Here is a 26,461-nt window from a genome sequence, read left to right as displayed (position 1 = left end):
GATGTCGACACAAGATTAGAATCGAATGGGACGGATCTATTGCATAGAGCCGTTTCGGTGAAGAGTCGAGTGTAGGATATATTTTTGTTTTAGAGTTTATAAGGCTGGTATGAAATAGCTCTTTAAAAATTCAGTTTTATTTTCTGCTTGGTATTTGTTAGGTAGGCGGTTATCGATTAACCACCCCCGTTTTTTACAGAGTTTGCATATTCAGCTTCCGTCCGATAATATCCTCAGAGAAGTCAACTCCGTCGAGCCTGGAACCTTAATTTAAATTTGTAGAAAGCAGAGAAGAGGGGGCAAATTTATTTAAATTAGAGTTGAAAGATCTGTCCATTTTACTGAGGGGCTGAAATGAGATACTACTTGATGCGACAAGATGTAGCTGTCTGCGATAGGTGGGTGCTCGGAGATGTACATCATGTAAATAACTGGCATTTCAGTGATCCTCCAGTTAATTTTATGGAGTCAGGTACATATACTCTCGATGTAAGATTCGACGGTAAAGAAGTTGATTATTCCCTCGCTGGATACGCCAGTGTTCCTGTTTTAAGCGAGAAGGCAAAAAATTCGCTCGCCGGTTTGCCAGAGATAGACGAACCTTATCAACATGTCGTTTTTGAGCCGGTTAAGATAAACAATAAAGTGGTTTGCCAGAGCTATTTTTTGATGATTATAGAAACGCAAATCGATTGCGTGGATGAAAATCGCTCTCGGTATAAAAAGTTTGAGGTAGATGATCCTGTTAGGCCAGATATGGCCGGAAACTATCGTGCTTTCTACAATTTGGTGGTTGACCCGGGCAGGGTCGGATCAAGTCATGTATTTAGACTTAAAAAATATTTGGGTGCGGTCATAGTAAGTGAAGAAGTGAAGCGGCGATTTATGGTGGCTGGTGTTGTCGGCGTACTGTTTGATTCTGTTAATGGTGATCAAGAAACCGTTACCTAATTAGTCAGATAGTTGGGGAAGGGCGGCGAATTTATTTAATTCGTGGTGCTAGTACAAAGACTATTGATTAAATCTGCCCCCTTTTGCTGTGTTTAATTACATGGGGGGCGATTTGTGTCGGACAAAAAAATATATGAGCTAACGATTGATGATCTTGATCGCTATAGCGTTTGGTTTTTTCCGATGGACGACACCGTGGAGGATGAATTAACTGTACGCCCCCTCGCCGAACAGGAAGCGTGCTCAGACTTTCAGATTGTCGTTAGAGCTGATTTTTTTGGTGAAAGTGGCGCTGTGTATCGCGGTTATTTGTATTGGGACTCTAATGCCGCAATTGAATACTTAAAGCCTGTTGTATTGTCTGATAAGGGAGACGCCGTAAGTTTTTGGAGCGGTATAGTAACTCCAGCGTGGGAAAGTTCGGAGTTTGCCGATTCGATTAGATCCGAGCTGCCTATTTCTTATGCCTCAGAACCGGTTTTTGGTCTTCCTTCCATTTGCGGAAAGCTGGATGGACTTTATTATCTTTCTGATGATCAGGTGTGCTGCGTTAAATGACGCGAAAAAAGGGGGGTTTATTTAAATTTGCGCTGGGAGCTATTAAATAAATCTGTCCAATTTTGTTCTAATCCTGGCGGTCCAAGATCGGCTCTCTCGGCATACCCACCAAAAAAGGAGCTGAATAATGCATTCCGTACCGCTAGAACATGAGAAGCAAAAGTTGATTTTCTACGTGGCTCAAGACTTAGATCAGTCTATTAGATCTAATGTGCAGCAGCTTGTTAATGAGGTCGCTGCGTCAAGAATATGGAGTATTGCCCCGCCAATCTTTATTGACGCGATAGACGAAGGGGGCGCGGAAGTGGTGGGTGGAATGTTGGAAATTAATTCAGCGCTGCAACCGAATATACTCTCTGTTGATATGGATTCGAAAAATCTAGATGAAGTAGAAGAAATAGTCTGCGCTGTAAAAAAGTTATCTGAAAAAGAAAATATTTCTTTTGAATTTCAATTGGATACGACTTTTGTTGGCGCCATTGATGATGGTGTTATTGATCGAGTCTTGCTGGAGGGACTGCTCGTGCCGTGGCGAAATCATATCAAAGGAAAAGTTGAGTTGGTGCAAAGAGAAGAAAAAGGTGGCGGATTTATTTTAATTCGAGATGGCAGTAAAAAGCCTACTAAATAAATCTGTTCCCTTTATTCAGTTGGTGCTCAATACCGTCATTCGTCATCACGTGGAGGAGGTCGCCGAAAACCAGGCGTACAACGTGTGCCGGCCCCAATGACCGGGCGGCGCCAGGGCCGCCCGGTTTAACTCACGACGGGTTGGTATTCAGCCGGCGGCTGATGGCATCCAACAAATCGCAGCCATCACGCAATGGAATCGCCAGCAGATGGGCGAAGTCCTGCAGCACTACGGCATCGCTGCTGAGTTGTTCGCGGAAGGCCAGGTTTTCCAGGAGTTGGGTGACGGCTTGGATGCGGTGCACGGCGGCGTCGTGGAGGACGTCGAGGGGCGCCTGGGTGTCGATGAGCAGGGCGGGGATGGTGCAGTCGTGGCCGGTTAGGGGCATGTAGCGGTTCATAATCAAAAGCTCTCTATTAATGGTTGAGGGCTCGTTCTTCGGGTCGCCAAACCCGGTCGCCTGTTGGACGACGGCCGGACTATAAGCCCCCCATCCAAAACCATGCAAGGCGTCCGTCCAGGCTGTAACAATTCTGCGTGTCACCGCCGATCAATGTGGGAGCGGGCTTGCCCGCGAAAGCGGTGTGTCAGAGACAGATTGGCTGACTGACACTCCGCATTCGCGAGCAAGCCCGCTCCCACATTTTTGATCGAGGTGCATCAGCTGGATATCCGTCGGTTCTCTGATCGTTCCCACGCTCTGCGTGGTAATGCATCCCGTGACGCTCCGCGTCACCTGCACACATTGAGTTGTCTGGCGGGACGCGGAGCGTCCCAGGCGGCATTACCACGCGGAGCGTGGGAACGATCAACTTACAGGCTTCACGGGAGCAAGCTCCCTCGCCACAGAGCCGTTACAGCAACTTGCGCTGCACCGCCTCATCCAGCGTGCTGCGCGTCAGCGCCTCGACCACTTCCTTCGTATCCGCCTGGAACGGGATGCCCACGATCAGCACCAACTGCACCCAGGTGCGCACCGATTCGCTCTTTTTCACGCGGCCCAGTTCCTTGCCGTCTTTATCCTTGAACACCGTTTCCAGCGTGAAGATGTTCTTCGCGGTGGTCGGGATGATGAAGAACGTAAAGCCGGTGATGAACGCCGACACTGGGCTGTACTCTTCGTTGTTGTGCAGCGTGGCGTCCACGTAGAGGTCCGAGTCGACCTTGTCGGTGCTCACCCGCGAAAAACGGTTGGAGGCGCGATACGAGTCGGCCACGGCTTTTTCCCACAACACCACCGGGGCGCCGACTGCCGCGTTGCCCGGGCCGCCGTTGACGTGGTTCTGCGCGGTGGTGCGCACGTACACCGTGGGCTTTTGCGCGGGCGCGTTGGCGGTCGGCGGCCAGGGTTGTACGGCCGGCAGTTCGTGCTGCGAGTAAGACACGCAACCGGTCAGCAAGACGGCGGCAAGTACCAGGCTGTGTTTGATCAATCCTTTCATGCAGTGCTCCTTGAGCATTACGGTTTGGCCAGGTTGGCGGTGGCGGTGTCGAGCAGTTGCCCGACCAGTTTGGTCAGCTGTTGGCCGCCCATCGAAGGCGCCCAGTATTGGCCGCTGTACAGGCCCACGTTGTGTTCGAACGTGATCGAGTCCCTGGCCTTGGCCAGTTCCTTACCGTTACGGTCGACGATCACCAGGTCGCCGGCCACGTTGAAGCTGTCGACGTAGATCGGGCCGTTGACCCAGATCCAAATGGTCAGCGTCAGCAGCGCGCCGGGTACGTACGCCGGGTGCGGCGCGCGGTGGCCCTTAAGGGAGGTCATGTTGAATTTGAGCGTGACGTCCTGCTCGCCCAGGCGCACCGGGTATTCGGTGACTTGCTTGAAGTAGCCTGCGCTGCGCACGTATTGGTTGATCTGGGCCGTGAGCGACTGGCTGATGGCCGTCTTGTTGGCCTCGTTGACGTCGGCGGCGCTCACCGTCACATCGGCGATTTGCGCACTGCGCGGGCTGCTGACAGACACCTGGTGGAGCGGGGCGGCGATAGGGCCGGTGACGGTGTAGGACACGCAGCCGGTCATCGACAGCGCGGCGAGCAAGGCAGTAGCCCGAAGCAAAGTGTTAAACATGCAATATCCCTATTAGTGAACAAGCCAAGTTACTGTCTCGACCTGCACCAGCACAACTTGAGGGCAGATGTTTATTAGGCGTGCATGCCCTTCAGTGTTTTGGCTTACCGGGCAAGCGCTTAGAGAAAACCACCCACTCCCTGGGTGGCGTCGCCAATAAAACGACGCTGCCTCGGCGTCAAAACAGCTTGAGAACGTTTTTCAACTCCGTAAAATGCCGCGATTGTTTAAAGCTCGATACTTTTCAGGGACGAATTCACACATGCGCGTTTTTGCCGCCTTCCTTGCGGTCTGCCTACTGGCGGGCTGCGCCTCCAAGCCGGATTACTACATCTCGCCGGCACCGGTCACGATTCCAAAGACCGCTACTTACTGGCTCGACACCTTTGACGTCGAGGTGGTAGGCAAAAACGAACGTTTCTTGCCCGATGACAAGGTGCGCCAGCAATTGGGCGTCGACCTGGTCGACCGCCTGCTCAAGGCCAAGCGCTACGCCACCAGCAAGGACAAGGCCGATTACTTGCTGGATATAAGCATCGTCTACACGCGCCACATCCCGGACTCCAAAGGCGGCCTCGCCACGTTGATCGTTGATGACAACACCATCCTGGCCGCTGTCGACTTCAGCTATCAGGTCAAGGTCAAGAAGGGCGGCGCCGAGGTGCTGCATTTCGCAAAGACGCGTAACAACCTCGTACCTGGCGGTGTGATGGGTGAAGCGCAACAATGGAAAACCATGGGCGGCATCCTCACCAACTCCGGCAACTCCAGCGTCGAGCGTTTTTATACCGGTGTGTTGAGCCGCGACATCGTTGATGACCTGCGCAACATTCCGTCTCGCTAATGCTGCCTACTACCGATTTATCACCCCTGGAGCACCCTGTGAACATACTGTCCAAAATCCTGCTGTCCGGCCTCACCGCCGCAGCGCTGCTGACCGTGGCCGGTTGCGCCACCGAGAGCAACCGCGCGATGCCGGTGGAGCAAGTCGCCAGCGCCAACGTGGCCTACTCCGGTGTGCGCGTACCGATTGCCGTGGGCAAGTTCGACAACCGCTCCAGCTACATGCGCGGCATTTTCTCCGACGGCGTCGACCGCCTCGGTGGCCAGGCCAAGACCATCCTCATCACCCACCTGCAGCAGACCAACCGCTTCAGCGTGCTGGACCGCGACAACATGGGCGAAATTTCCCAGGAAGCCAAAATCAAAGGCACCGCGCAGAAGCTCAAGGGCGCTGACTACGTGGTGACCGGCGATGTGACCGAGTTCGGCCGCAAAGAAACCGGCGACCGCCAGTTGTTCGGCATCCTCGGCCGTGGCAAGACCCAAGTGGCCTACGCCAAAGTCGCGCTGAATATCGTCAACATCAACACCTCCGAAGTGGTGTATTCCACCCAGGGCGCCGGTGAATACGCGCTGTCCAACCGTGAAGTAATCGGCTTTGGCGGCACCGCCAGCTACGACTCCACCCTCAATGGCAAGGTCCTCGACCTGGCCATGCGCGAAGCCATCAACCGCCTCGTCGACGGCATCAACGCCGGCGCCTGGAACCCGCGCAACTGATCAGCAGCACCTCAAGGAGCAGTACACGGATGAGCAAGGCAGTTAAGTTGGCGCTGATGCTGACAGCAATCGCGGTAGTCACGGGGTGCCAGACGGCGCCCCAGCCCCTGTATCAATGGGAAAGCTACCAGCCGCAGGTTTACGAGTACTTCAAGGGCGAGCCCAAGGAAGCGCAGGTCGAGGCGTTGGAACGCGACCTGCAGAAGATCAACGCCAGCGGCCGCAAGGCCCCGCCGGGTTACCACGCCCACCTGGGCATGCTGTACCTGAGCATGGGCAAGGATGACCAGATGGTGCAGGAGTTCCGCACCGAGAAGGCACTGTTCCCCGAGTCCGCCGCCTACATGGACTTTCTGCTGAAAAACGCCAAGACCGGAGTCGCCACTAAATGAGCCTGTTAAAACTCACTGGCGCCCTGCTGGCCCTGGCCTTGCTCGGCGGTTGCGCGGCACCCAAGACGATTGATTACACGGCGTACAAACAGGCGCGGCCCAAGTCGATCCTGGTGCTGCCGCCGATCAATGAATCGCCGGAAGTGCAGGCGTCCTACAGCCTGGTCTCGCAAGTGACCTACCCGTTGGCCGAAGCCGGCTACTACGTGTTGCCGATTGCCCTGGTGGACGAAACCTTCCGCCAGAACGGCCTGACCACCGCCAACGATATCCAGGGCGTGGCACCGGCCAAACTGCATGACATCTTCGGCGCGGACGCGGCGTTGTACATCACGGTCACCGAGTACGGTACCAAGTACATGCTGATCTCCAGCGACACCTCGGTGACGGCCTCGGCCAAACTGGTAGACCTGCGCACCGGCACCACCCTGTGGACCGGCTCGGCGCATGCGTCCAGCGAGGAAGGCAACAACAACAGCGGCGGCCTGGTCGGCATGCTGATCACCGCGGCGGTCAAGCAAGTGATCAACAGCTCCACCGACGCGGCACACCCGATCGCAGGCATCACCAGTGCGCGGTTGTTGTCGCCGGGCCAGCGCGCGGGGATTTTGTACGGGCCGCGTAACCCCAAGTACGGCACGGACTAATCCCAGGTTCTGAACACACCACACATCCAATGTGGGCACCGGCCCATGTGGGAGCTGGCTTGCCTGCGATAGCATCACCTCGGTCTAACTGAAAAACCGAGGCGCTTGCATCGCAGGCAAGCCAGCTCCCACACAAAGCCTGCTCCCACAGTAGATGGGTGATGTTATTGCGAATCAGGTTTAACCCGAACCCTCCACACCCTGCGTCTGACCTTGTGAACGGATCATTCATTCACGAGGTTCAGCCCATGTCCCGTCCTCTGCTCTTCCTGCGTCCTGCTGCCCAGGGCTTCGCCGTTACCCTGCTGGTAACGCTGGCCGGCTGCGGGCTGTCTTCATCCCCTGAACTGGCCAAGCCGGCTGAACCCGTCGGCGAACTGCAACGCGTGCAAGTCCAAGGCGCGGCGGTCAAAAAGATGGCAATGCCTGCGCCCATGCTGATGCGTGAGACGGCCAACCTGGGTTACCTCAGCGAGCCCCGCGAGCAATACGCCAACCTGCCGGACAACCCGGTGCACCGCGTGGCTGAAACCCCGGTCTCCACCTTCAGCGTTGACGTCGACACCGGCAGCTACGCCAACGTACGACGTTTCCTCAACCAAGGCAGCCTGCCGCCCGAAGGCGCTGTGCGATTGGAGGAAATGGTCAACTACTTCCCCTACAACTACGCGCTGCCCACCGATGGCTCGACCTTCGGCGTAACCACCGAAGTCGCCGCCACGCCATGGAACCCGCACACCCGATTGCTGCGCATCGGCATCAAGGCGTCCGACCATGCCGTAGCAGAACTGGCGCCGGCCAACCTGGTGTTCCTGGTCGACGTATCCGGCTCCATGGACCGTCGCGAAGGCTTGCCGCTGGTGCAAAGCACCCTGAAATTGCTGGTGGATCAGCTACGTGACCAAGACCGTGTGTCATTGGTGGTCTACGCCGGCGAGTCCCGCGTGGTGCTCAAGCCCACCTCGGGCCGCGACAAGGTGACGATCCGCAACGCCATCGACCAACTCACCGCCGGTGGCGCCACGGCGGGCGCATCGGGCATCGAACTGGCCTACCAGATGGCCCGCGAAGGCTTTATCGACAACGGCATCAACCGCATCCTGCTGGCCACCGACGGTGACTTCAACGTCGGCATCAGCGACTTCGAAAGCCTCAAGCAAATGGCCGCCCGGCAGCGCAAAAGCGGCGTGTCGCTCACCACCTTGGGTTTCGGTGTGAATAACTACAACGAACACCTGATGGAGCAACTGGCCGACGCCGGCGATGGCAATTACGCCTACATCGACAACCTGCGCGAGGCGCGTAAGGTGCTGGTCGACCAACTCAGCTCAACCTTGGCGATAGTCGCTCGGGATGTGAAGTTGCAAGTGGAATTCAACCCGGCGCAGGTCAGCGAATATCGCCTGCTCGGCTATGAAAACCGCGCCCTCAAGCGTGAGGATTTCAACAACGACAAGGTCGACGCAGGTGAAATCGGCGCAGGGCATACGGTAACCGCGCTGTACGAAATCGTGCCGAAGGGCGAGAAGGGCTGGCTGGAGCCATTGCGCTACGCCACCGCGCCGACAACCGAGGATAAATCCGCCGAACTGGCGATACTGCGCGTGCGCTACAAGCCGGCGGCGGGCGGCAACAGCCAGTTGATCGAGCGACCCATCAGTAATGCTTCGAGCAAGCCCAGCGATGACCTGCGTTTTGCGGCTGCCGTGGCCGCCTTCGCCCAACAGCTCAAGGGCGATGGCCGCTACACTGGCAACATGAGTCTGCAGGACACCGTCACACTGGCCCGCTCCGCCCGAGGCGATGACCCCTTCGGCCTGCGCAACGAATTCGTGCAACTGGTAGAACTGGCCCAAAGCCTCAAGCACTGACCCCAAACACACCAATAATCCAATGTGGAAAGCTGGCTTATGTGGGAGCTGGCTTGCCTGCGATAGCGGTATAACAGGCACTATCCATGCCCCAGGCCCACCGCCATCCCAGGCAAGCCAGCTCCCACCCAAACAGCGTCAACCTTACGAAAGGAGTCCGCCCCCCACATGGCCGTACCCGACGACCCACCCAGCGACGAATCCCTGCTGGCCCGCTACCGCACCGGCGACGCCGCCGCGTTCGAAACCCTGTACGCGCGCCATCGCCAGGGCCTGCACCGCTTCCTCGTGTCCTTAAGCAACAAAGCCGAACTGGCCGAGGAAATCTACCAGGACACCTGGCTCAGCCTGATCCGCAGCAACACCCAGCCACAAGGCCGGGCGAGTTTTCGCACATGGCTGTTCCAGATTGCCCGCAACCGCCTCATCGACCACTGGCGCAAACACGGCGTCCACACCCCGCTGCACGACAGCTACGACGAACAACTGCACGCCCAGGCCGACGACAGCGCCGGCCCCGAACAGCAACTGAGCCTGAGCCGCGACCAGGCCCGCCTCGACGCTGCGCTGCAAGGCTTGCCCGAAGACCAGCGCGAAGTCTTCCTGCTGCGCCTGCACGGCGACCTCGAGGTGCCGCAGATCGCCGCCCTCACCAACGCCCCGCTGGAAACCGTAAAAAGCCGCCTGCGTTACGCCCAGCAGAAACTGCGCCGCCTGCTGGCCGAGGAGATACCCGCATGACCGACTCCCGACACACTCCGGACCCCGACGACCTGCTGCTCCAGCATTACCGTCAACACAGCACCGGCGAACCGTCCGCGTCCCTCGACGCCTTCATCCTCGCCACCGCCCGCCGCGAAGCGCCTACGCCGCAACCGAACCTGTGGCAACGCTGGCTGCAAGCCTGCCAACGTCCGCGCTGGCAAATGGCATTCGCCACCGTGGCCGGCCTGGCGCTGATGGTCGGCGTGGTGATGCGCGAACCCGTACCGCAAGCCGAAATCTCCACCGCAACCTTCTCCGCCTTGCACGAAGACGCCGCCCGCCCAGCCCCTCAAGCGGCTCCCGCGCCTGCGCCGATGGCACGAATCGCTGCCGCGCCCAAAGCCGAACGTGCCCCCGTCCAGGCTGAAATCGCCGGCGCGATGGCGGCTCAATCCACGGCAAAACTGAGCAAGCGCGCGCCGGTTGCATTGCCTTCGTTGGATGAAGGGTTGCAAGAGATTGTGCGGCTGCGTGAGGCGGGTCAGAGCAAGGCAGCGGATGAAAAACTACTGGCCTTGCACGAGCGCTTTCCCGACGAAGATTTACCCGCACGCCTCGAAGCGCTGCAACAGCGATAACGCCGGTCATTGCAGACCCATGTCGTGACAGGCCGTGAGACGCAACGTCTCACGGTCTCGACGCGATCTCCTCCGGCCCGGCACCGCGCGTCTCACGGGCGCGCGATACCGAGCACCTCCAGGCGTTGAGCGCAGCGCTCTAAAAAAGGCGTGTCCGGGTGTTATGGCGAACCTGGCACCGGCCTTGCTCCAGCACTGACAGCCAGCCCGACTGGCGGCCCAATAATAAAAAGTGCTGCCCGATATCCCGCCCCGCGATTGGGCCCGGACATCGCGCAACTGTACCGACGCCCCTGGCGCCCGTACCCACCGTTCAAGGAGATTTCGCCATGACCCTCCCGATCAATCCACAAGGCAGCATGCGTGCCGCCGTCTGGCACGGCCGTAACGATATCCGCGTCGAAGACGTCCCGTTGCCGGTGTCGCCACCCGCAGGTTGGGTGCAGATCCGCGTGCAGTGGTGCGGTATCTGCGGGTCCGATCTGCATGAATACGTGGCCGGCCCGGTGTTCATCCCGGTCGACGCCCCCCACCCGCTCACCGGCATCAAGGGCCAGTGCATCCTCGGTCATGAATTTTGCGGCGAGATCGTCGAACTCGGCGCCGGCGTGCAAGGCTTCAGCGTCGGCGAACCCGTGGCGGCCGATGCCTGCCAGCATTGCGGCACCTGCTACTACTGCACCCACGGCCTGTACAACATTTGCGAAAACCTGGCCTTCACCGGCCTGATGAACAACGGCGCCTTTGCCGAACTCGTCAACGTACCGGCCAACCTGCTGTACAAACTGCCGGCAAACTTCCCGGCCGAAGCCGGCGCACTCATCGAACCGCTCGCAGTGGGCATGCACGCCGTGAAAAAAGCCGGAAGCCTGCTCGGGCAAAACGTCGTGGTGGTCGGCGCCGGCACCATCGGCCTGTGCACCATCATGTGCGCCAAAGCCGCGGGCGCCGCGCAAGTCATCGCCCTCGAAATGTCCAGCGCACGCAAGGCCAAAGCGCTCGAAGTCGGCGCCACCCACGTACTCGACCCCAACCAATGCGACGCCCTCGCCGAAGTGCGCCGCCTCACCGCCGGCCTCGGCGCAGACGTCAGCTTCGAATGCATCGGCAACAAACACACCGCCAAACTCGCCATCGACCTGATCCGCAAGGCCGGCAAATGCGTATTGGTGGGCATCTTCGAAGAGCCCAGCGAATTCAACTTTTTCGAATTGGTGGCTACGGAAAAACAGGTGCTGGGTGCGCTGGCGTATAACGGTGAGTTCGCGGATGTGATCGCGTTTATAGCGGATGGACGGCTGGATATCACGCCGCTGGTGACGGGGCGGATTCAGTTGGAGCAGATCGTGGGGCAGGGGTTTGAGGAGTTGGTGAAGAACAAGGAGCATAACGTGAAGATTATTGTGTCGCCGGCTCGGGTTTGAGGTGAGGGGGTGGCCGGGTGATGTCTGTTCCATACCGCGCTTACAAAAAAGCCCTAGGTCTCTTGGCCTGGGGCTTTTTCTATCTGTATCTGGTGCCCCGGCGTCGTTTGAACTGGGCCGGAAGGGGCCTGTATTTACTGGGTCTTGTAGGTACTGGCTGGGTTAGGCATACACGTGGGCATACAAGCCAATGGTTACTGACTTTCAAAGCATCGTCAGATAACTCTTAAAGAGTGTGCCCCACTGCCTGCATCAACGAGTCGTTCAGGGCTTCTCTGTCCATCGAAAAATGCGCATCCCTGTGGCAATTAGGGCATAGCGCGATGCAGTTCCATACTCGATCACTGACCTCAACGCCCAAAATGTGGTGTACGTCTAGGAAGCCAGCGTACGAGCGGCTGGCCCCACACCCAGGACGTTCACAGTGCCCACCGCAACGATCTATGACAGCTTTTCGGACTTTTTGGTCTCGAGCAACCTTAGACACAGTCGACGAAAACGTGCGGAACTTGTTGAGAAAGACGAAAAGCACCGGATCGAACACGGCCACTTTTATATCCAGCTCGACCAACGCAGCGAGGCCGTCGATAGATTTTCGAAAGTCCACCGGCTTGGTGTAGAGGTACACTTTTTCGACTTTCGCGTCGGATCGCATCATGGCGGGGCTGGCTCCAGAAAGAGATCGGGAGCGCAGCATCGGGGATCAAATGCAGGCTTGGAATTTGGGGGTCATGGATCACTTACCAGTGTTTGGCAGGTAGATATCACCCAACGGAAGTAAGCCAACGTCACTATGCGTTTGGCCAATCAAGCGCTGGTCTCTGGCGATGTTGCCGTCCTATCCGTTTATATTCTGGGTGATTTTTTGCTTATAAACTGCCGCTCAGAGAGATGAATCCCCCGGCGGCAGGCTAAAGCAGAGTTGGGCGAAAATTATAAGTCGACTCTAGTTGTTATATTGTTTGATTTTGGACCCCACCTCGGCGATGGTGGTGTGTAATGTGGTGTTAGATATATTTGTACTTGTGGTCAGGCAGGCTTCAGCAATCACCTGCAGTCTTTTTTCTATTTGCTTCATTCGCGCAAAATGCATTTTGGCTAGTTTGTTGAATGTGGAAAGCTGAGGTGCTTGTGGGAGGAACTGCTTTAACTGCAATTCCGCATTTTCAAATACATGTTTATTGATCTGTACCTCTTGGAGAACCACATCAACAGGATCGCTGGCCGTCAGCAGTACTTTAGAAAATTCAGCAGCTTTATATCTGTGAGGATTGGCGATTTTGTCCAGATCGTAATCTCTTAAATAAGGGGTTGCTTTGATTTTTTTTAGTACGTCATGATCAATCTCTGGGAACGCAGTTACATATTCCAGGGCGCTTGCTATGGAGAATACTTTGTGGTCGTGTCGTTTGGCTTTGGCCAGTTTTTGAACTTCCTTCAGCCATGCAAAAGTATGAGCCTGATGAATCTTCGTGGTGTCTGGCTTGTTAAAAATTGCAATTTCTTCAGGCCTAGCCTCTCTGACTGCGTTGTCTACGACGAAGAACTCACTGGATCGCAGGATGTCCGCTGGTGTGCAATAGTCAGAATTGTTGACTATTTTAACGTTTTGGCTTTCATAGGACTGCGCCACGAGCCTAGAGCAATACTGATGCTGGCTCGTGGTTTTTTTCTGTGAATTCGAAAGGCTTTTAGCGAGAAGCGCTTCTGATACCGAGTACAATGATCCAGAGAGATTTAGCGCATGATTACAGATTTCCAGAAGTTGGTTTGGAGTGCCATGCTTATGTCGCAATACAATCGACTGCCCTTTACTAAACATTCTGCGTTGAGGGTTCGTAGTAAAAACTCCGCCCCCGTCTGCATGAATAATCGTATTTCTTACATAAATCATGGCGTGTGAATAGTCGCAGTGTGTGGCAAGTCGAATAGTGCGACTAACTTCGGAGTCAGTAGTGGACAGAATAATATCCCCAGCTAAAAGGGTGGGGATATCGTAGGTAAATAAAGGTTTTTGTTCTTTGGTGCTTTTCCGTTCTGCTAACATTTTTTTTCCTTTGGTAATAGGGGCTTCCTGCTTTGCCGATATCCTGTAATGGCGCAGTGCTACCACTTTATCTGTGTATGGCGCTGAGTGGAAGCAGGTAAACGGCATGACGTGGAAGGACGATGACGGAATCGAGCAGGGAGCTTCTGTATAGGTTTCGATCTTGTTTAGTAACAGGTGGTTTGAGCAGTGTTTAGCTGTTGTGGTACCTACGCACTGTATGATCAGCGATGCGTAGGGTCGGGACATGACCTCGTTTACACTGGAGCCGAAAGTGGAAATCGAAAATAAGCCGTGGCACATCGCGTTGTTCTTGACGATCACCATGTCCATAGCCACAGGCATAGGCACCGTGTGCTCGTCATATCTTCTTTTGTCCGTGAAAAACGAGGAAGAGGCTAATCGAGCGCAGACTGCCAGGAAAGCGAGGGGCGCGGAAATGCATTGCGACAAGCTGCGCGAGGCAGCTTCTTTAGCGGCTGAAATCGAGTTCAGTGCCGACAGGGGGTATCCCAACATCGTTAGGCTCGACGATCTTCTAGCTGGTGAAACCTTCGAGCAGCATCAAAAGGTTCCACGTGAAGTGATCATCGCTGAGCAATTAGGCTACGAGAAAAGGGCATCCGCGCTTGTTCCAATGCTCACCGAGGATGAGGCGAAGATCCTCAATAGGGTGACGCTGCACCATTATGTCGTTACGCGCTTGCGTACCAGTAAAGTACCGGCAGATTTGCGCGCATCTTCGCGAGAGGGGGGCTTCAATGCAAATCAGGAGCTGCAAGGTATTCGAAACGGAGGAGCCTCGCTTGCGGCAACCTATAGGCAACGCTGTGCTCAGATGTAATAAGTTTGCAGAGTTTCTCTGTTGACGCGGCGGAAAAGCGTCACGCCAGCTTCGCCGCTAACTCCTCCGCAGCAATGTTGTAATACCGCTTCAGCATGTTCACCTCTTGATGCCCTGTCACGCCAGCGAGTTTGATCAAATTCGGCAGTTTGGTCGCAAGGCGACAGGTCGCTTCATGCCGCAAATCGTGAAAGCGCAGACTGATCAGGAAGTCTTCCTGAGGTATTACCTGCGCCACTGCGCAATCTCCGTGGTATTTCAGCCTCGCACGCTCCAGGCCTCGCACGGTGGCCTTTTTGAGGGCATCGGAAAAATGGGGACAGATTTATTTATGTCAAACTAAACCCTCATCCATTGAGTGATACCCCACCTCAAGCAAGATTTCGGGAGCAGGGCCATCGTCGTCCTGAGATCACAAGAGCCCATATAAGATGCAACTATTCAGAAATTCCGGGACAGTTGAGCCCAAGGCATAAAAACCACCCACAAAAAAGCCCCAGCTCTTCCGACCTGGGGCTTTTTCATCTCTATCTGGTGCACCCGGCGGGATTCGAACCCACGACCCCTGCCTTCGGAGGGCAGTACTCTATCCAGCTGAGCTACGGATGCTTGTGCGGGCGACATCATACCCATGTCGACCTTGGGCGTCCATGCCGGTCTTCGGGCCTTTGCGCGTAGGAATCTGCCGCCCGGAGGCCCTGACCCAGGCGCCACCGATCAGTGCGCTTAAACCAAGGGCAACTACGCTGATCAGAAAGTTCAGGCAAACGCGGCGGTTTCGTTCTTTTTTTCGAACAGGCTATTGCCCTGTACCCCCATTGCTCCTAGGATTCGTTTGAGATTTCAAACGCTCTGCCTCTTGTGCGCTATCTATTCACTGTGGCGCGTTGAGGCCGATTTCCCTGACGGCAGCCCACAAGGCGCCTTTCAACAACTCTAATTCGCTCCGCGTGCGCGCGGTGCTGTTAAGGAAAGCCGACATGCAGCTCAAAGACACCCAGTTGTTCCGCCAGCAAGCGTTCATTGATGGCGCTTGGGTCGATGCGGACAACGGTCAGACGATCAAGGTCAACAACCCTGCCACGGGCGAGATTCTCGGTACCGTGCCGAAGATGGGCGCCGCGGAAACCCGCCGGGCCATCGAGGCCGCCGACAAGGCCTTGCCGGCCTGGCGTGCGCTCACCGCCAAGGAGCGCGCCAATAAGCTGCGCCGTTGGTTCGAGTTGTTGATCGAGAACCAGGATGACCTCGGTCGCCTGATGACCCTCGAGCAAGGCAAGCCGCTGGCGGAAGCCAAGGGCGAAATCGTCTATGCCGCGTCCTTTATCGAGTGGTTCGCCGAAGAAGCCAAGCGCATCTATGGCGACGTGATCCCCGGCCACCAGCCCGACAAGCGTCTGATCGTAATCAAGCAGCCCATCGGCGTGACCGCTGCGATCACGCCGTGGAACTTCCCGGCCGCGATGATCACCCGTAAAGCCGGCCCGGCTCTGGCCGCTGGTTGCACCATGGTGATCAAGCCGGCGTCGCAAACGCCGTTCTCGGCTCTGGCGCTGGTTGAGCTGGCGCACCGTGCCGGTATCCCGAAAGGTGTGCTGAGCGTGGTTACCGGCAGCGCCGGTGACATTGGCGGCGAGCTGACCAGTAACCCGATCGTGCGTAAGTTGTCCTTCACCGGCTCGACTGAAATCGGTCGCCAGTTGATGGCCGAATGCGCCAAGGACATCAAGAAGGTTTCCCTGGAGCTGGGCGGTAACGCGCCGTTCATCGTGTTCGACGACGCCGACCTGGATAAGGCCGTCGAAGGCGCGATCATTTCCAAATACCGCAACAACGGCCAGACCTGCGTCTGTGCCAACCGCCTGTATATCCAGGACTCGGTCTACGATGCATTCGCGGAAAAACTCAAGGTGGCCGTGGCCAAGCTCAAGATCGGCAACGGTCTGGAAGAAGGCACCACCACGGGTCCGCTGATTGATGAAAAAGCCGTGGCCAAGGTCCAGGAACACATTGCCGATGCCCTGAGCAAAGGCGCGACGCTGCTGGCCGGTGGCAAGGCGATGGAAGGTAACTTCTTCGAGCCGACCATCCTCACCAACGTGTCGAAAGACGCGGCCGTGGCCAAGGAAGAAACCTTCGGTCCGCTGGCGCCGCTGTTCCGCTTCAAAGACGAAGCCGAAGTGATCGCGATGGCCAACGACACCGAGTTCGGCCTGGCTTCTTACTTCTATGCGCGTGACCTGAGCCGTGTGTTCCGTGTGGCTGAAGCCCTGGAATACGGCATGGTTGGCGTCAACACCGGGTTGATCTCCAACGAAGTGGCGCCGTTTGGCGGCATCAAGGCTTCGGGCCTGGGCCGTGAGGGTTCCAAGTACGGGATCGAGGATTACCTGGAAATCAAATACCTCTGTCTGGGCATCTAAGCTCGGTAAGGGATTGCAGTAAACGCAGAGGGCACGAGAGCGCTGACCCTTTGCGTGTTTCACCCCGTTATTCGCAGTGGCCGGGAAAGCTGTGGCAGTCGATCATCGCATGCTGCCGTAGTTGCCTCCCCGCCACCTATCCTTGAGCCACGCCGCCCGATGAGCGGCGAATGAGGACTTTATGAGCAAGACCAACGCTTCCCTGATGAAACGCCGCGAAGCCGCTGTACCGCGCGGTGTTGGCCAGATTCACCCGATCTTCGCCGAATCCGCGAAGAACGCCACCGTGACCGACGTTGAAGGTCGCGAGTTCATCGACTTCGCCGGCGGTATCGCCGTGCTGAACACCGGCCACGTGCACCCGAAAATCATCGCCGCCGTGACCGAACAGCTGAACAAGCTGACTCACACCTGCTTCCAGGTCCTGGCCTACGAGCCATACGTGGAGCTGTGCGAAAAAATCAACGCCAAGGTCCCAGGTGATTTCGCCAAGAAAACCCTGCTGGTCACCACCGGTTCCGAAGCGGTGGAAAACGCCGTGAAGATCGCGCGTGCCGCCACCGGCCGTGCCGGCGTGATCGCGTTCACCGGTGCCTACCATGGCCGCACCATGATGACCCTGGGCCTCACCGGTAAAGTCGTGCCGTACTCGGCCGGCATGGGCTTGATGCCTGGCGGCGTGTTCCGTGCGCTGTTCCCGAATGAACTGCACGGTGTGAGCGACGACGACGCCATCGCCAGCATCGAGCGCATTTTCAAGAACGACGCCGAGCCGCGTGATATCGCTGCGATCATTATCGAGCCGGTGCAGGGCGAAGGCGGTTTCTACGTCGCGCCCAAGTCCTTCATGAAGCGCCTGCGCGAGCTGTGCGACAAGCACGGCATCCTGCTGATCGCCGACGAAGTGCAAACCGGTGCCGGCCGTACCGGTACCTTCTTCGCCATGGAGCAGATGGGCGTTGCCGCCGACCTGACCACCTTCGCCAAATCCATCGCCGGCGGTTTCCCGCTGGCCGGTGTGTGCGGCAAGGCCGAATACATGGACGCCATCGCCCCAGGCGGCCTGGGCGGCACCTACGCCGGTAGCCCGATCGCTTGCGCGGCCGCGCTGGCGGTGATGGAGGTGTTTGAAGAAGAGCACCTGCTGGACCGCTGCAAGGCGGTGGGCGAGCGCTTGGTCACTGGCCTCAAGGCGATCCAGGCCAAGTACCCGGTCATCGGCGAAGTGCGTGCCCTGGGCGCGATGATCGCGGTCGAGCTGTTCGAGAATGGCGACAGCCACAAGCCAAACGCGGCGGCGGTTGCCTCGGTGGTGGCCAAGGCGCGTGACAAGGGGCTGATCCTGTTGTCCTGCGGTACGTATGGCAACGTGCTGCGCGTACTGGTGCCGCTGACCTCGCCGGACGAGCAGTTGGACAAAGGCTTGGCGATCATTGAAGAGTGCTTCTCCGAGCTGTAAGCGCAGGCTTGCCTGATCGACATAAAAAACCCGCTTCGGCGGGTTTTTTATGTCTGGGAGAAATCTTGAACGCTACACAACATTCCAAAGCTCTTGTAGTGAGCGGGCTCGCCCCGCGCTGGCCTGCGAAGCGGTCCCAATTAAAGACACCGCCGAACTCCAGATAAAATTAGGTCGCCTGGTTTGGGGCCGCTTCGCAGCCCAGCGCGGGGCAAGCCCGCTCACTACAACGTCAAACAGTTGCTTAGCCCGCCACCACGCGGTTCTTGCCCAAACGCTTGGCCTCGTACATGGCGGTGTCGGCCCGGGCGAATAAATTGTCCAGCGTCGAGTCTTGTTCGGTGAGGCTGGCAAGGCCCTGGCTGATGGTCACGCTGAAGGCCTGGCCCGCATAACTGAAGCTCAGCGCCTGGATCTCCTTGCCCAGCCGCTCGGCGACTTGCAGGGCCATTTCCGGCGAGCAACCGGGTAGCACGGCTGCAAATTCTTCGCCGCCAATGCGCCCGAACAGGTCGCCACGGCGCAATACGCTGCGACCGCTCTCGGCGATACGGCGCAAGACCTGGTCGCCTTCGAGGTGGCCGTAGGTGTCGTTGACGTCCTTGAAGTCATCGATGTCCAGCAGCAGGAAGGCCAGCGGCGCGCCTTGGGCGCAGGCGCTGTCGAAGGCCTGGTTGGCGCATTCGAAGAAGTGCCGGCGGTTGCTGCTCTGGGTCAGCACGTCGGTGGTGGCCAGACGGTGCAACTCCAGCTCCATCTGCTTCTTTTCGGTGATGTCTTCGGCCATGCCCACCACCACCAGCGGTTCGTCGGGGTCGGCCTGCTGGTTGATGTAACACTTGTCGCTCAACCAGCGGATCTGCCCGTCGGCGGTGATGATGCGGTACTCGCGGTCCTCCACGGTGCCGGTTTCCAGCACGCGGGCCAGGCTGTGTTCGGCGTAGTCGAGGTCTTCGGGGTGGATGCTGTTGCGCCATTCCCGATAGTCGGCAAGCAGCAGGCCGGCGGAGCGTCCGAATATCCGCTCATAGGCGGGACTCACGTAGAGTACGCGGCGGGTCTCCCAGTCGATGGCCCACAGCACCGCATTGACGCTGACCAGCAGCGAACTCAGCAGTTGTTCGCGTTCACTCAAGCGCTCGACCTCACCCTGTGCATGCACCAGCGCCAGCAGGGTTGAAGCCGCAGCCGGACGCGGGTGTTCAGCGACGGGTGGATCAGGCAAACAAGGCTTTTCGTGAACCATCGGCACAACTCTCTCTGGGCGCGCCGCAAGGTGGAGCAGCGGTCACAACAAGGGGCCACCATGATGGCGAAGTGTTCATTGAGAGAGGCGAATTGCAGTGAAGTTCCGTCAACAGGACCGATTGCCGGTGACCGAGAAATGACGCCAAAAAGCTGCGGGGTGGGAGGGAATGCCCTCCCACCTTACCCTCATACGGTTACAGGGCGCAGCGAATAGGTTTTCAATTGATGGGCGAAGTCCCGCAGGGACTGGATGCCGCTGGCCTCGGCTTCGTGCACCCATTCCTTGATGGCGGCGAGCATATCGTGGCCATTCGAACTGGTCTTCAGCCAGATCTGCTGCAGCGCCAGGCGCTTTTCGTAGATCACCTTCAGGGCCTGGCTGTGTTCGAGCATGCCCTGGATGCGCAGGTGATGGCGGTCGTCCAGCAAGCTGGTTTCTCGCGACAGCAGGCGCTTGGCGCGGTGGAACTGGTGGCGCACCGAGTGATCGACCTTTTCCAGCTCCTGTTTGACCAGCGGGCCGATCACCAGCTTGCGGTACTGGGCCATGATCTGGAAGCGGTTGTTGAGGATCGCCATGGCGGTGTCCATGTCCAGGTGGCCCTTGCCTTCCACGCGATGGGCGATAGGGGCGACGCGTTGCACCTTGGCCAGGCGCAGGAAGCTGAATACCTTGATCCACGCCCAGCCCAGGTCGAACTCCCATTTTTTCACCGACAGCTTGGCGGAGTTGGGGTAGGTGTGATGGTTGTTATGCAGCTCTTCGCCACCCACGATAATGCCCCATGGCACCAGATTGGTCGCCGCGTCACGGCATTCGAAGTTGCGATAACCCACGGCATGGCCCAGGCCATTGATCACGCCGGCGGCCCAGAACGGAATCCACATCATCTGGATCGCCCAGATCGTGATGCCGATGGTGCCGAACAGCAGCAGGTCGATCACGCCCATGATCGCCACGCCCAGCAGTGGATAGGGGGTGTAGACCTTGCGCTCGAGCCAGTCGTCCGGGCAGTTCTTGCCGTAGATACGCAGGGTCTCGGGGTTCTCGGCCTCGCTGCGGTACAGCTCGGCGCCTTTGCGCAGTACGGTGGACAGGCCTTTGATCACCGGGCTGTGCGGGTCGTCGACGGTTTCGCACTTGGCGTGATGCTTGCGGTGGATGGCGGTCCACTCGCGGGTGTTCTGCGCCGTGGTCAACCACAGCCAGAAGCGGAAGAAGTGTTTCAGGCCGGCATTGAGCTCCAGGGAGCGATGGGCTGAATAACGATGCAGATAGACCGTGACCGCAATAATGGTCACGTGGGTCATCAACAGAGTGACCGCCACCAGTTGCCAGGCTGACAGGTCAAGAAAACCGTTGTACCACATAGGCTGTATGGCCCTCAGATAAAGAAAAAAACAGCTCACGCATTATCACTAAGCCTACACAGAAAACCAGCCGCCCTTTCAGATAGAAGTGACTGGATGTTTCTTATTCTATAATCCGCAGCCTTTGTAGGGCGATTCTGTTTTTTTGGTAAGGATTACTGACCATATGCTGTTTTCATACCGAGGTGCCCTGCGTGCGGGGCTGGTCTACCTGCTGGTTTCCGTGTTGTGGATAAGCCTCACGCCCCCGATATTGATCGAATTTCTCGATAACCCGAGTGAGCTGACCGATTGGCTGCAGGTTCGCGGCTATGTGTGGGTGGCCCTCAGTGCCGTGGCGATTTCCCTGCTTTGCGCCCGGTTTGCCCGTGCCAGCCAGTTGCTGCAACCCCTCAAGGAAAACCGCGAGCGCCTGCGCCAGGCCGCCGCGGTGTTCGACTGCACCCGCGAAGGCGTGCTGGTGACCGACGCGCAGGGGCTGATTGTCCACGTTAATCGGGCCTTTATGGCGATCACCGGCTACCAGCGCGAAGACGTCATGGGCCAGCAGCCGAGCCTGTTCAAGTCCGGGCGCCATTCGTCGAATTTTTATCAGGAGATGTTCCAGAGCCTGGCGCGCACCGGCGAATGGAGCGGGGAAATCTGGAATCGACGCAAAAGCGGGGAGATTTATCCACAGTGGCAAACCATTCGGGTGATCTTCGATGACCAAGGCCAGGTCTCGCATTACGTCGCGGTGTTTTCCGACATCAGCGCCATCAAGGACTCCGAGCACGAACTGGCCCACCTTGCGCACCACGACCCGCTGACCGACCTGCCCAACCGCCTGCTGTTCACCGACCGCGCCGAGCAGGCGCTGGCCTCGGCGCAACTGCACAAGCGCGGGTGCGCCCTGCTGTTGCTGGACCTGGACCACTTCAAGATCATCAACGACAGCCTTGGCCATAACGTCGGTGACCAGTTGCTCAAACTGGTGGGCGAACGGCTCACGGCATTGCTCGGCCCGGGTGTGACCCTGGCGCGCCTGGGCGGCGATGAGTTCGCCGTGCTGGCGGAAAGTTGTCCACAGCTGGCCCAGGCCGGCGGCCTGGCGCAACGTATTTTGGAGACGATGAAACAACCGTTCATCTTTGATGGCCACCAACTGTTTATCAGCGCCAGTATCGGTATCAGCCTCTTCCCCAACGACGCCCTGAGCGCCGAACAACTGCTGCGTAACGCCGATTCCGCGCTGTTCAAGGCCAAGAGCGCTGGTCGCGAAGGCTATGCGTTGTACACCGAAGAGCTCACCGCTCACGCGCAGAACCGTGTGGAAATCGCCAGCGAATTGCGCCGCGCCCTTGAGTGGCAGGAGCTCTGCGTCTATTACCAACCGGTGCATGAGCTGCACGGCGGTCGCTTGATCGGCGTCGAGGCGTTGGTGCGCTGGCAGCACCCGGAGCGCGGCCTGGTGCCACCGGTCGAGTTCATCCCCATTGCCGAACGCACCGGGTTGATCGCCGAGATCGATGCCTGGGTCATGCACCAAGCCTGCCGGCAAATGTGCCAATGGTTGTCCCAGGGCGCGCCCTTGAGTTTCATCGCCGTCAACGTGTCCAGCCGCCTGTTTGCGCGGCGCGAGCTGTATGCGCAGGTCGCCCAGGTGCTACATGAAACCGGCCTGGACCCGGCGTTTCTTGAACTGGAGGTCACCGAAAGCGCCGTGATGCAAGACCCGGAGGTCGCCCTGGAGCAGATGCACCGCCTGCGCGAACTGGGCCTGCGCCTGGCCATCGATGACTTTGGCACCGGCTATTCCTCATTGCTGCGCCTCAAGCGCCTGCCGGTACAGAAACTCAAGATCGACCAGGGTTTCGTCGCCGGGCTGCCGTGGGACGAAGATGACGCGGCGATTGTGCGCGTGGTGATCGCCCTGGCCAAAAGCATGGGCATGCAGGTGCATGCCGAGGGGATCGAGCAGGTAGAGCAGGCGCGGTTTCTGCTCGACCAGCAATGCGATATGGGCCAGGGATATTGGTTCGGCCGGCCGGTGCCGGCAGAAGAGATAGATTGGTCGACAACACCCGTCATTAGAACTTGAAATGCGGTCAAAAAAATGTGGGAGCGGGCTTGCTCGCGAATGCGGTAGCTCAGTCGACATCTTCAGTGACTGACACTCCGCTTTCGCGAGCAAGCCCGCTCCCACATTGGAATCTCTTCAGGTTTGACGCCTGCATCTCAAAACGAAACCTGCATCTAACCCCACGTCCAAACAAAAAATTCTTTTTTGTTATATAAACATTCTTAAATAGTATTTTTAAGAATATCCGCGCTTATCTACTATCGCCCTCACGCCGCAAGCAGTGCCACCACTGTGCAGGCATCTTCATTTCAGGAGCGAGACCATGAGCGCATCTCTACGTAGCGTTGACGGCCAGGACGAAGCAGCCATTTTGCGCGAGATCCAGAGCGCCCTGCGCGATCTGCGGTTTGGCGCGGTGGAAATCACGGTGCACAACGCGCAAGTCGTGCAGATTGAACGCAAAGAAAAATTCCGCCTGCAGAACCCGGGTAACAAGCCCGCCTAAGCAACAACTATAAGAATAAGCCCCTGTAGGAGCGAGCTTGCTCGCGAAAACCTTTAACGATGACGCAGCGCTATCAGGTAACTCGCGTTGGCCTCAGGTTTTTTCGCGAGCAAGCTCGCTCCTACAAGGGCGGCCAACACCCCAGAATTTCAGGAGCTTCTATGTCGTCGATTCGCCGTTATGCCCTGGCCGCCCTGGCCAGCGCCGTGTTTGCAGGTTCCGCGGTTGCCAAGGACTACGAGTTGCTCAACGTCTCGTACGACCCTACCCGTGAGCTGTACCAGGACTACAACGCTGAGTTCACCAGCTTCTGGAAACAGTCCCACCCCGGCGACACCGTCAAGATCCAGCAATCCCACGGTGGTTCGGGCAAGCAGGCCCGGGCTGTGATCGATGGCCTGCGCGCCGACGTGGTCACCCTGGCGCTGGCGGGTGACATCGACGAAGTTGCCAAGCTGGGCAAGACGCTCCCGGAAAATTGGCAGACTCGCCTGCCGGATGCCAGCACCCCGTACACCTCGACCATCGTGTTCCTGGTGCGCAAGGGCAACCCCAAAGGCATCAAGGATTGGGGCGACCTGATCAAGAAAGACGTGTCGGTGATCACGCCGAACCCGAAGACCTCCGGCGGCGCCCGCTGGAACTTCCTTGCCGCCTGGGCCTACGGCCTGAAAGCCGGTGGCAGCGAAGCCAAGGCCCAGGAATACGTCAAGGAGCTGTTCAAGCACGTGCCGGTGCTGGACACCGGTGCCCGCGGTTCAACCATCACCTTCGTCAACAACGGTCAGGGCGACGTGTTGCTGGCCTGGGAAAACGAAGCCTTCCTGGCCCTGAAAGAAGACGGCGGCGCCGACAAGTTCGACATCGTCGTGCCTTCGCTGTCGATCCTCGCGGAGCCGCCAGTGGCCGTGGTCGACAAGAACGCCGAGAAAAAGGGCAACACCGCAATCGCGACCGAATACCTCAAGCACCTGTACAGCCCGGCCGGCCAGGAAATTGCGGCGAAAAACTTCTACCGCCCACGCGATGAGAAAGTCGCCGCCAAATACGCCCCGCAGTTCCCGAAACTGGACCTGGTGACTATCGACAAAGACTTCGGCGGCTGGAAAACTGCCCAACCGAAATTCTTTAACGACGGTGGCGTGTTCGACCAGATCTACACGGCGCAGTAAGCCAAAGTATCTATAGGGATCCGCTTTTCTGTGGGAGCTGGCTTGCCTGCGATGGCATCACCGAGGTGTGACTGATACACCGAGGTGCCTGCATCGCGGGCAAGCCCGGCTCCCACACAAGCCAGTGTCCACAGAAACGTGCAGTGGTGTTTACCCTTTAACCAAGGACTCTTATGTCGCGTCGTACCTCCCCCGTCATACCCGGCTTCGGGCTGACGCTGGGCTACACCGTCGTGTACCTCAGCCTGATCGTACTCATCCCGCTGGCGGCGATGTTTGTCCACGCCGCCCAACTCACCTGGGATCAGTTCTGGGCCATCATTTCCGCACCGCGCGTGCTGGCGGCATTGAAACTGAGCTTCAGCACCGCGTTGTACGCAGCGCTGATCAACGGCGTGATCGGCACGCTGCTGGCCTGGGTGCTGGTGCGCTACACCTTCCCCGGCCGCAAGATCATCGACGCGATGATCGACCTGCCGTTCGCCCTGCCCACCGCCGTGGCCGGTATCGCCCTGACGGCCTTGTACGCGCCGAACGGCTTTGTCGGCCAGTTCGCTGCCGACCTGGGCTTTAAGATCGCCTACACCCCCTTGGGCATCACCCTGGCGCTGACCTTTGTCACGTTGCCGTTCGTGGTGCGCACGGTGCAGCCGGTACTGGCCGACATCCCCCGGGAAGTCGAAGAAGCCGCCGCCTGCCTGGGCGCCAAGCCGCTGCAGGTGTTCCGCTACATCCTGGTGCCTGCGTTGCTGCCGGCCTGGTTGACCGGTTTCGCCCTGGCGTTTGCCCGTGGCGTCGGTGAGTACGGTTCGGTGATCTTCATCGCCGGCAACATGCCGATGAAAACCGAGATCCTGCCGCTGCTGATCATGGTCAAGCTCGACCAATACGACTATCGCGGCGCCACGTCCATCGGCGTGCTGATGCTGGTGGTTTCCTTTGTATTGCTGCTGCTGATCAACTTGTTGCAGCGGCGCATCGAACGTCCATAAGGAGGCGCGGAACATGTCCCAATCGTCTATTTCCGCCGCGTCCTCGGCCAACGCCGCCCGCCGTGGCAGCGCGGTGTCGCGACGTATCCTGATCGGCCTTGGCTGGCTGGTGTTCGTCCTGTTTCTGCTGTTGCCGCTGCTGATCGTGGTGACCCAGGGCCTGAAAAACGGCCTTGGCGCGTTCTTTACCGCCATCCTCGAACCCGACGCGTTGTCGGCGCTGAAACTCACGGTGATCGCCGTGCTGATTTCGGTGCCGCTCAATGTGGTATTCGGCGTCAGCGCCGCCTGGTGCGTGAGCAAGTACTCGTTCCGTGGCAAAAGCATCCTGGTGACGCTGATCGACCTGCCGTTCTCGGTGTCGCCGGTGATCGCGGGCCTGGTCTACGTACTGATGTTCGGCGCCCAGGGCTTCTTCGGCCCGTGGTTGCAGGACCACGACATCCAGATCGTATTCGCCTTGCCCGGTATCGTGCTGGCGACCATCTTCGTCACCGTGCCCTTTGTGGCCCGTGAGCTGATCCCGCTGATGCAGGAACAGGGCACCCAGGAAGAAGAGGCCGCGCGCCTGCTGGGCGCCAATGGCTGGCAGATGTTCTGGCATGTCACCGTGCCGAATATCAAGTGGGGCCTGATCTACGGCGTGGTGCTGTGTACCGCGCGGGCCATGGGTGAGTTCGGCGCGGTGTCGGTGGTGTCCGGCCACATTCGCGGCGTCACCAACACCCTGCCGCTGCATGTCGAGATTCTCTACAACGAATACAACCACGTCGCCGCGTTTGCGGTGGCCAGCCTGTTGCTGATCCTGGCGCTCTTCATCCTGCTGCTCAAGCAGTGGAGCGAGAACCGTATCAACCGCCTGCGCAACAGCGCCGGTGAGGAATAAG

Annotated in this window: 27 protein-coding genes and 1 tRNA gene; 19 read left to right on the top strand and 9 right to left on the bottom strand. The window is 58.1% G+C overall.

Annotated elements, in window-relative coordinates; genetic code table 11:
- The first annotated feature begins 369 nt into the window (after window positions 1–369).
- The 3 genes from ACLH0H_RS08120 to ACLH0H_RS08110 all read left to right on the top strand — a co-directional run bounded on the left by ACLH0H_RS08120 (window position 370) and on the right by ACLH0H_RS08110 (window position 2,140).
- A complete protein-coding gene (locus ACLH0H_RS08120) occupies window positions 370–951 on the top strand; it encodes an imm11 family protein (RefSeq protein ID WP_411382388.1) in 582 nt (193 codons plus the stop codon).
- A gap of 114 nt (window positions 952–1,065) precedes the next feature.
- Window positions 1,066–1,509, top strand: a complete 444-nt coding sequence (locus ACLH0H_RS08115; protein WP_411381634.1) for a hypothetical protein — start codon at window positions 1,066–1,068, stop codon at window positions 1,507–1,509.
- Window positions 1,510–1,636: 127 nt separating this feature from the next.
- Complete coding sequence (locus ACLH0H_RS08110; protein ID WP_411381633.1) at window positions 1,637–2,140, top strand: hypothetical protein; 504 nt, start codon at window positions 1,637–1,639, stop codon at window positions 2,138–2,140.
- Between the two features lie 130 nt (window positions 2,141–2,270).
- On the opposite strand, the gene ACLH0H_RS08105 is transcribed toward ACLH0H_RS08110, so the two are convergent.
- The 3 genes from ACLH0H_RS08105 to ACLH0H_RS08095 form a co-directional block, all read right to left on the bottom strand.
- Window positions 2,271–2,528, bottom strand: coding sequence for a hypothetical protein (locus ACLH0H_RS08105; protein ID WP_186687922.1), 258 nt, complete (start codon window positions 2,526–2,528; stop codon window positions 2,271–2,273).
- 466 nt (window positions 2,529–2,994) lie between these two features.
- Entirely contained in the window at window positions 2,995–3,582 is a 588-nt protein-coding gene (locus ACLH0H_RS08100) for a hypothetical protein (protein ID WP_411381632.1), read from the bottom strand.
- Between the two features lie 17 nt (window positions 3,583–3,599).
- The gene (locus ACLH0H_RS08095; protein WP_411381631.1) at window positions 3,600–4,211 is read right to left on the bottom strand and encodes a hypothetical protein; all 612 of its coding nucleotides are present in this window, start codon (window positions 4,209–4,211) and stop codon (window positions 3,600–3,602) included.
- Window positions 4,212–4,473: 262 nt separating this feature from the next.
- Here ACLH0H_RS08095 and ACLH0H_RS08090 point away from each other — a divergent pair, with 262 nt between their 5' ends.
- The 8 genes from ACLH0H_RS08090 (at window position 4,474) to ACLH0H_RS08055 (ending at window position 11,451) form a co-directional block, all read left to right on the top strand.
- Window positions 4,474–5,055 carry a hypothetical protein gene (locus ACLH0H_RS08090; RefSeq protein ID WP_169375453.1) on the top strand — a complete coding sequence of 194 codons (582 nt, stop codon included), beginning with the start codon at window positions 4,474–4,476 and terminating at the stop codon, window positions 5,053–5,055.
- 38 nt (window positions 5,056–5,093) lie between these two features.
- The gene (locus tag ACLH0H_RS08085) at window positions 5,094–5,774 is read left to right on the top strand and encodes a CsgG/HfaB family protein (protein WP_411381630.1); all 681 of its coding nucleotides are present in this window, start codon (window positions 5,094–5,096) and stop codon (window positions 5,772–5,774) included.
- Between the two features lie 29 nt (window positions 5,775–5,803).
- On the top strand, window positions 5,804–6,166 hold the full coding sequence (locus ACLH0H_RS08080; RefSeq protein WP_076951519.1) for a DUF4810 domain-containing protein: 363 nt from the start codon (window positions 5,804–5,806) through the stop codon (window positions 6,164–6,166).
- Complete coding sequence (locus ACLH0H_RS08075) at window positions 6,163–6,813, top strand: DUF799 domain-containing protein (RefSeq protein WP_076951520.1); 651 nt, start codon at window positions 6,163–6,165, stop codon at window positions 6,811–6,813. Before ACLH0H_RS08080 ends, ACLH0H_RS08075 begins: the two co-directional genes overlap by 4 nt.
- 248 nt (window positions 6,814–7,061) lie before the next feature.
- On the top strand, window positions 7,062–8,684 hold the full coding sequence (locus ACLH0H_RS08070) for a vWA domain-containing protein (RefSeq protein WP_411381629.1): 1,623 nt from the start codon (window positions 7,062–7,064) through the stop codon (window positions 8,682–8,684).
- 168 nt (window positions 8,685–8,852) lie between these two features.
- Window positions 8,853–9,425, top strand: a complete 573-nt coding sequence (locus ACLH0H_RS08065) for an RNA polymerase sigma factor (RefSeq protein WP_411381628.1) — start codon at window positions 8,853–8,855, stop codon at window positions 9,423–9,425.
- Window positions 9,422–10,027, top strand: coding sequence for a hypothetical protein (locus ACLH0H_RS08060; protein WP_411381627.1), 606 nt, complete (start codon window positions 9,422–9,424; stop codon window positions 10,025–10,027). The genes ACLH0H_RS08065 and ACLH0H_RS08060 overlap by 4 nt, the downstream gene beginning before the upstream one ends.
- Before the next feature lie 359 nt (window positions 10,028–10,386).
- The gene (locus tag ACLH0H_RS08055) at window positions 10,387–11,451 is read left to right on the top strand and encodes a 2,3-butanediol dehydrogenase (protein WP_231999015.1); all 1,065 of its coding nucleotides are present in this window, start codon (window positions 10,387–10,389) and stop codon (window positions 11,449–11,451) included.
- 226 nt (window positions 11,452–11,677) lie between these two features.
- Here ACLH0H_RS08055 and tnpB read toward each other — a convergent pair whose 3' ends face one another.
- Both tnpB and ACLH0H_RS08045 read right to left on the bottom strand, forming a co-directional pair.
- Window positions 11,678–12,109: an IS66 family insertion sequence element accessory protein TnpB gene (gene tnpB / locus ACLH0H_RS08050; RefSeq protein WP_411381626.1), complete on the bottom strand. Its 432-nt coding sequence runs from the start codon at window positions 12,107–12,109 to the stop codon at window positions 11,678–11,680.
- A gap of 288 nt (window positions 12,110–12,397) precedes the next feature.
- Entirely contained in the window at window positions 12,398–13,747 is a 1,350-nt protein-coding gene (locus tag ACLH0H_RS08045) for a YiiX/YebB-like N1pC/P60 family cysteine hydrolase (protein WP_411381625.1), read from the bottom strand.
- A 25-nt stretch (window positions 13,748–13,772) separates the two neighbouring features.
- Between ACLH0H_RS08045 and ACLH0H_RS08040 the strand changes: the two genes are divergently transcribed.
- Window positions 13,773–14,342: a hypothetical protein gene (locus ACLH0H_RS08040; RefSeq protein ID WP_411381624.1), complete on the top strand. Its 570-nt coding sequence runs from the start codon at window positions 13,773–13,775 to the stop codon at window positions 14,340–14,342.
- Between the two features lie 40 nt (window positions 14,343–14,382).
- Here the strand turns inward: ACLH0H_RS08040 and ACLH0H_RS08035 are convergent, their stop codons facing one another.
- Both ACLH0H_RS08035 and ACLH0H_RS08030 read right to left on the bottom strand, forming a co-directional pair.
- Window positions 14,383–14,580, bottom strand: coding sequence for a hypothetical protein (locus ACLH0H_RS08035; RefSeq protein WP_411381623.1), 198 nt, complete (start codon window positions 14,578–14,580; stop codon window positions 14,383–14,385).
- Between the two features lie 294 nt (window positions 14,581–14,874).
- A tRNA-Arg gene (locus ACLH0H_RS08030) sits at window positions 14,875–14,951 on the bottom strand.
- Window positions 14,952–15,322: 371 nt separating this feature from the next.
- On the opposite strand from ACLH0H_RS08030, the gene gabD reads away from it, so the two are divergent.
- Both gabD and gabT read left to right on the top strand, forming a co-directional pair.
- Window positions 15,323–16,765: an NADP-dependent succinate-semialdehyde dehydrogenase gene (gene gabD / locus ACLH0H_RS08025; protein WP_411381622.1), complete on the top strand. Its 1,443-nt coding sequence runs from the start codon at window positions 15,323–15,325 to the stop codon at window positions 16,763–16,765.
- A 181-nt stretch (window positions 16,766–16,946) separates the two neighbouring features.
- Window positions 16,947–18,224 carry a 4-aminobutyrate--2-oxoglutarate transaminase gene (gabT, locus tag ACLH0H_RS08020; RefSeq protein WP_186687185.1) on the top strand — a complete coding sequence of 426 codons (1,278 nt, stop codon included), beginning with the start codon at window positions 16,947–16,949 and terminating at the stop codon, window positions 18,222–18,224.
- 244 nt (window positions 18,225–18,468) lie between these two features.
- Here gabT and ACLH0H_RS08015 read toward each other — a convergent pair whose 3' ends face one another.
- Together ACLH0H_RS08015 and desA are read right to left on the bottom strand one after the other, a co-directional pair.
- A complete protein-coding gene (locus ACLH0H_RS08015; protein ID WP_076951530.1) occupies window positions 18,469–19,470 on the bottom strand; it encodes a sensor domain-containing diguanylate cyclase in 1,002 nt (333 codons plus the stop codon).
- Window positions 19,471–19,658: 188 nt separating this feature from the next.
- On the bottom strand, window positions 19,659–20,843 hold the full coding sequence (gene desA, locus ACLH0H_RS08010) for a delta-9 fatty acid desaturase DesA (RefSeq protein WP_411381621.1): 1,185 nt from the start codon (window positions 20,841–20,843) through the stop codon (window positions 19,659–19,661).
- Between the two features lie 166 nt (window positions 20,844–21,009).
- On the opposite strand from desA, the gene dibA reads away from it, so the two are divergent.
- From dibA to cysW, 5 genes are all read left to right on the top strand, one after another.
- Window positions 21,010–22,923 carry a phosphodiesterase DibA gene (gene dibA / locus ACLH0H_RS08005; RefSeq protein WP_411381620.1) on the top strand — a complete coding sequence of 638 codons (1,914 nt, stop codon included), beginning with the start codon at window positions 21,010–21,012 and terminating at the stop codon, window positions 22,921–22,923.
- 304 nt (window positions 22,924–23,227) lie between these two features.
- Complete coding sequence (oscA, locus tag ACLH0H_RS08000) at window positions 23,228–23,410, top strand: sulfur starvation response protein OscA (RefSeq protein WP_010565387.1); 183 nt, start codon at window positions 23,228–23,230, stop codon at window positions 23,408–23,410.
- A gap of 161 nt (window positions 23,411–23,571) precedes the next feature.
- Window positions 23,572–24,582: a sulfate ABC transporter substrate-binding protein gene (locus tag ACLH0H_RS07995; protein ID WP_411381619.1), complete on the top strand. Its 1,011-nt coding sequence runs from the start codon at window positions 23,572–23,574 to the stop codon at window positions 24,580–24,582.
- Window positions 24,583–24,755: 173 nt separating this feature from the next.
- The gene (cysT, locus tag ACLH0H_RS07990; RefSeq protein WP_076951534.1) at window positions 24,756–25,574 is read left to right on the top strand and encodes a sulfate ABC transporter permease subunit CysT; all 819 of its coding nucleotides are present in this window, start codon (window positions 24,756–24,758) and stop codon (window positions 25,572–25,574) included.
- Window positions 25,575–25,587: 13 nt separating this feature from the next.
- Window positions 25,588–26,460 carry a sulfate ABC transporter permease subunit CysW gene (gene cysW, locus ACLH0H_RS07985; RefSeq protein WP_076951535.1) on the top strand — a complete coding sequence of 291 codons (873 nt, stop codon included), beginning with the start codon at window positions 25,588–25,590 and terminating at the stop codon, window positions 26,458–26,460.
- The last annotated feature ends 1 nt before the right edge of the window (window position 26,461 follow it).

It is taken from the genome of Pseudomonas sp. MPB26 (genome assembly GCF_046605355.1).
Classification (GTDB): Bacteria; Pseudomonadota; Gammaproteobacteria; order Pseudomonadales; family Pseudomonadaceae; genus Aquipseudomonas; species Aquipseudomonas cedrina.
Note: the sequence above shows the minus strand (reverse complement) of the source record. Positions and strands in the feature narration are given on the sequence as shown.

Excerpts from the sequence above, each read along its gene's own strand:
- ACLH0H_RS08065 (WP_411381628.1), top strand. The coding sequence starts at position 8,853 with ATGGCCGTACCCGACGACCCACCCAGCGACGAATCCCTGCTGGCCCGC.
- ACLH0H_RS08055 (WP_231999015.1), top strand. The coding sequence starts at position 10,387 with ATGCGTGCCGCCGTCTGGCACGGCCGTAACGATATCCGCGTCGAAGAC.
- ACLH0H_RS08105 (WP_186687922.1), bottom strand. The coding sequence starts at position 2,528 with ATGCCCCTAACCGGCCACGACTGCACCATCCCCGCCCTGCTCATCGAC.
- ACLH0H_RS07995 (WP_411381619.1), top strand. The coding sequence starts at position 23,572 with ATGTCGTCGATTCGCCGTTATGCCCTGGCCGCCCTGGCCAGCGCCGTG.
- ACLH0H_RS08120 (WP_411382388.1), top strand. The coding sequence starts at position 370 with ATGCGACAAGATGTAGCTGTCTGCGATAGGTGGGTGCTCGGAGATGTA.
- oscA (WP_010565387.1), top strand. The coding sequence starts at position 23,228 with ATGAGCGCATCTCTACGTAGCGTTGACGGCCAGGACGAAGCAGCCATT.
- ACLH0H_RS08100 (WP_411381632.1), bottom strand. The coding sequence starts at position 3,582 with ATGAAAGGATTGATCAAACACAGCCTGGTACTTGCCGCCGTCTTGCTG.
- cysW (WP_076951535.1), top strand. The coding sequence starts at position 25,588 with ATGTCCCAATCGTCTATTTCCGCCGCGTCCTCGGCCAACGCCGCCCGC.
- tnpB (WP_411381626.1), bottom strand. The coding sequence starts at position 12,109 with ATGATGCGATCCGACGCGAAAGTCGAAAAAGTGTACCTCTACACCAAG.
- dibA (WP_411381620.1), top strand. The coding sequence starts at position 21,010 with ATGCTGTTTTCATACCGAGGTGCCCTGCGTGCGGGGCTGGTCTACCTG.
- ACLH0H_RS08075 (WP_076951520.1), top strand. The coding sequence starts at position 6,163 with ATGAGCCTGTTAAAACTCACTGGCGCCCTGCTGGCCCTGGCCTTGCTC.
- ACLH0H_RS08060 (WP_411381627.1), top strand. The coding sequence starts at position 9,422 with ATGACCGACTCCCGACACACTCCGGACCCCGACGACCTGCTGCTCCAG.
- cysT (WP_076951534.1), top strand. The coding sequence starts at position 24,756 with ATGTCGCGTCGTACCTCCCCCGTCATACCCGGCTTCGGGCTGACGCTG.
- ACLH0H_RS08090 (WP_169375453.1), top strand. The coding sequence starts at position 4,474 with ATGCGCGTTTTTGCCGCCTTCCTTGCGGTCTGCCTACTGGCGGGCTGC.
- ACLH0H_RS08080 (WP_076951519.1), top strand. The coding sequence starts at position 5,804 with ATGAGCAAGGCAGTTAAGTTGGCGCTGATGCTGACAGCAATCGCGGTA.
- gabD (WP_411381622.1), top strand. The coding sequence starts at position 15,323 with ATGCAGCTCAAAGACACCCAGTTGTTCCGCCAGCAAGCGTTCATTGAT.
- ACLH0H_RS08070 (WP_411381629.1), top strand. The coding sequence starts at position 7,062 with ATGTCCCGTCCTCTGCTCTTCCTGCGTCCTGCTGCCCAGGGCTTCGCC.
- ACLH0H_RS08015 (WP_076951530.1), bottom strand. The coding sequence starts at position 19,470 with ATGGTTCACGAAAAGCCTTGTTTGCCTGATCCACCCGTCGCTGAACAC.
- ACLH0H_RS08110 (WP_411381633.1), top strand. The coding sequence starts at position 1,637 with ATGCATTCCGTACCGCTAGAACATGAGAAGCAAAAGTTGATTTTCTAC.
- desA (WP_411381621.1), bottom strand. The coding sequence starts at position 20,843 with ATGTGGTACAACGGTTTTCTTGACCTGTCAGCCTGGCAACTGGTGGCG.
- ACLH0H_RS08045 (WP_411381625.1), bottom strand. The coding sequence starts at position 13,747 with ATGTCCCGACCCTACGCATCGCTGATCATACAGTGCGTAGGTACCACA.
- ACLH0H_RS08095 (WP_411381631.1), bottom strand. The coding sequence starts at position 4,211 with ATGTTTAACACTTTGCTTCGGGCTACTGCCTTGCTCGCCGCGCTGTCG.
- gabT (WP_186687185.1), top strand. The coding sequence starts at position 16,947 with ATGAGCAAGACCAACGCTTCCCTGATGAAACGCCGCGAAGCCGCTGTA.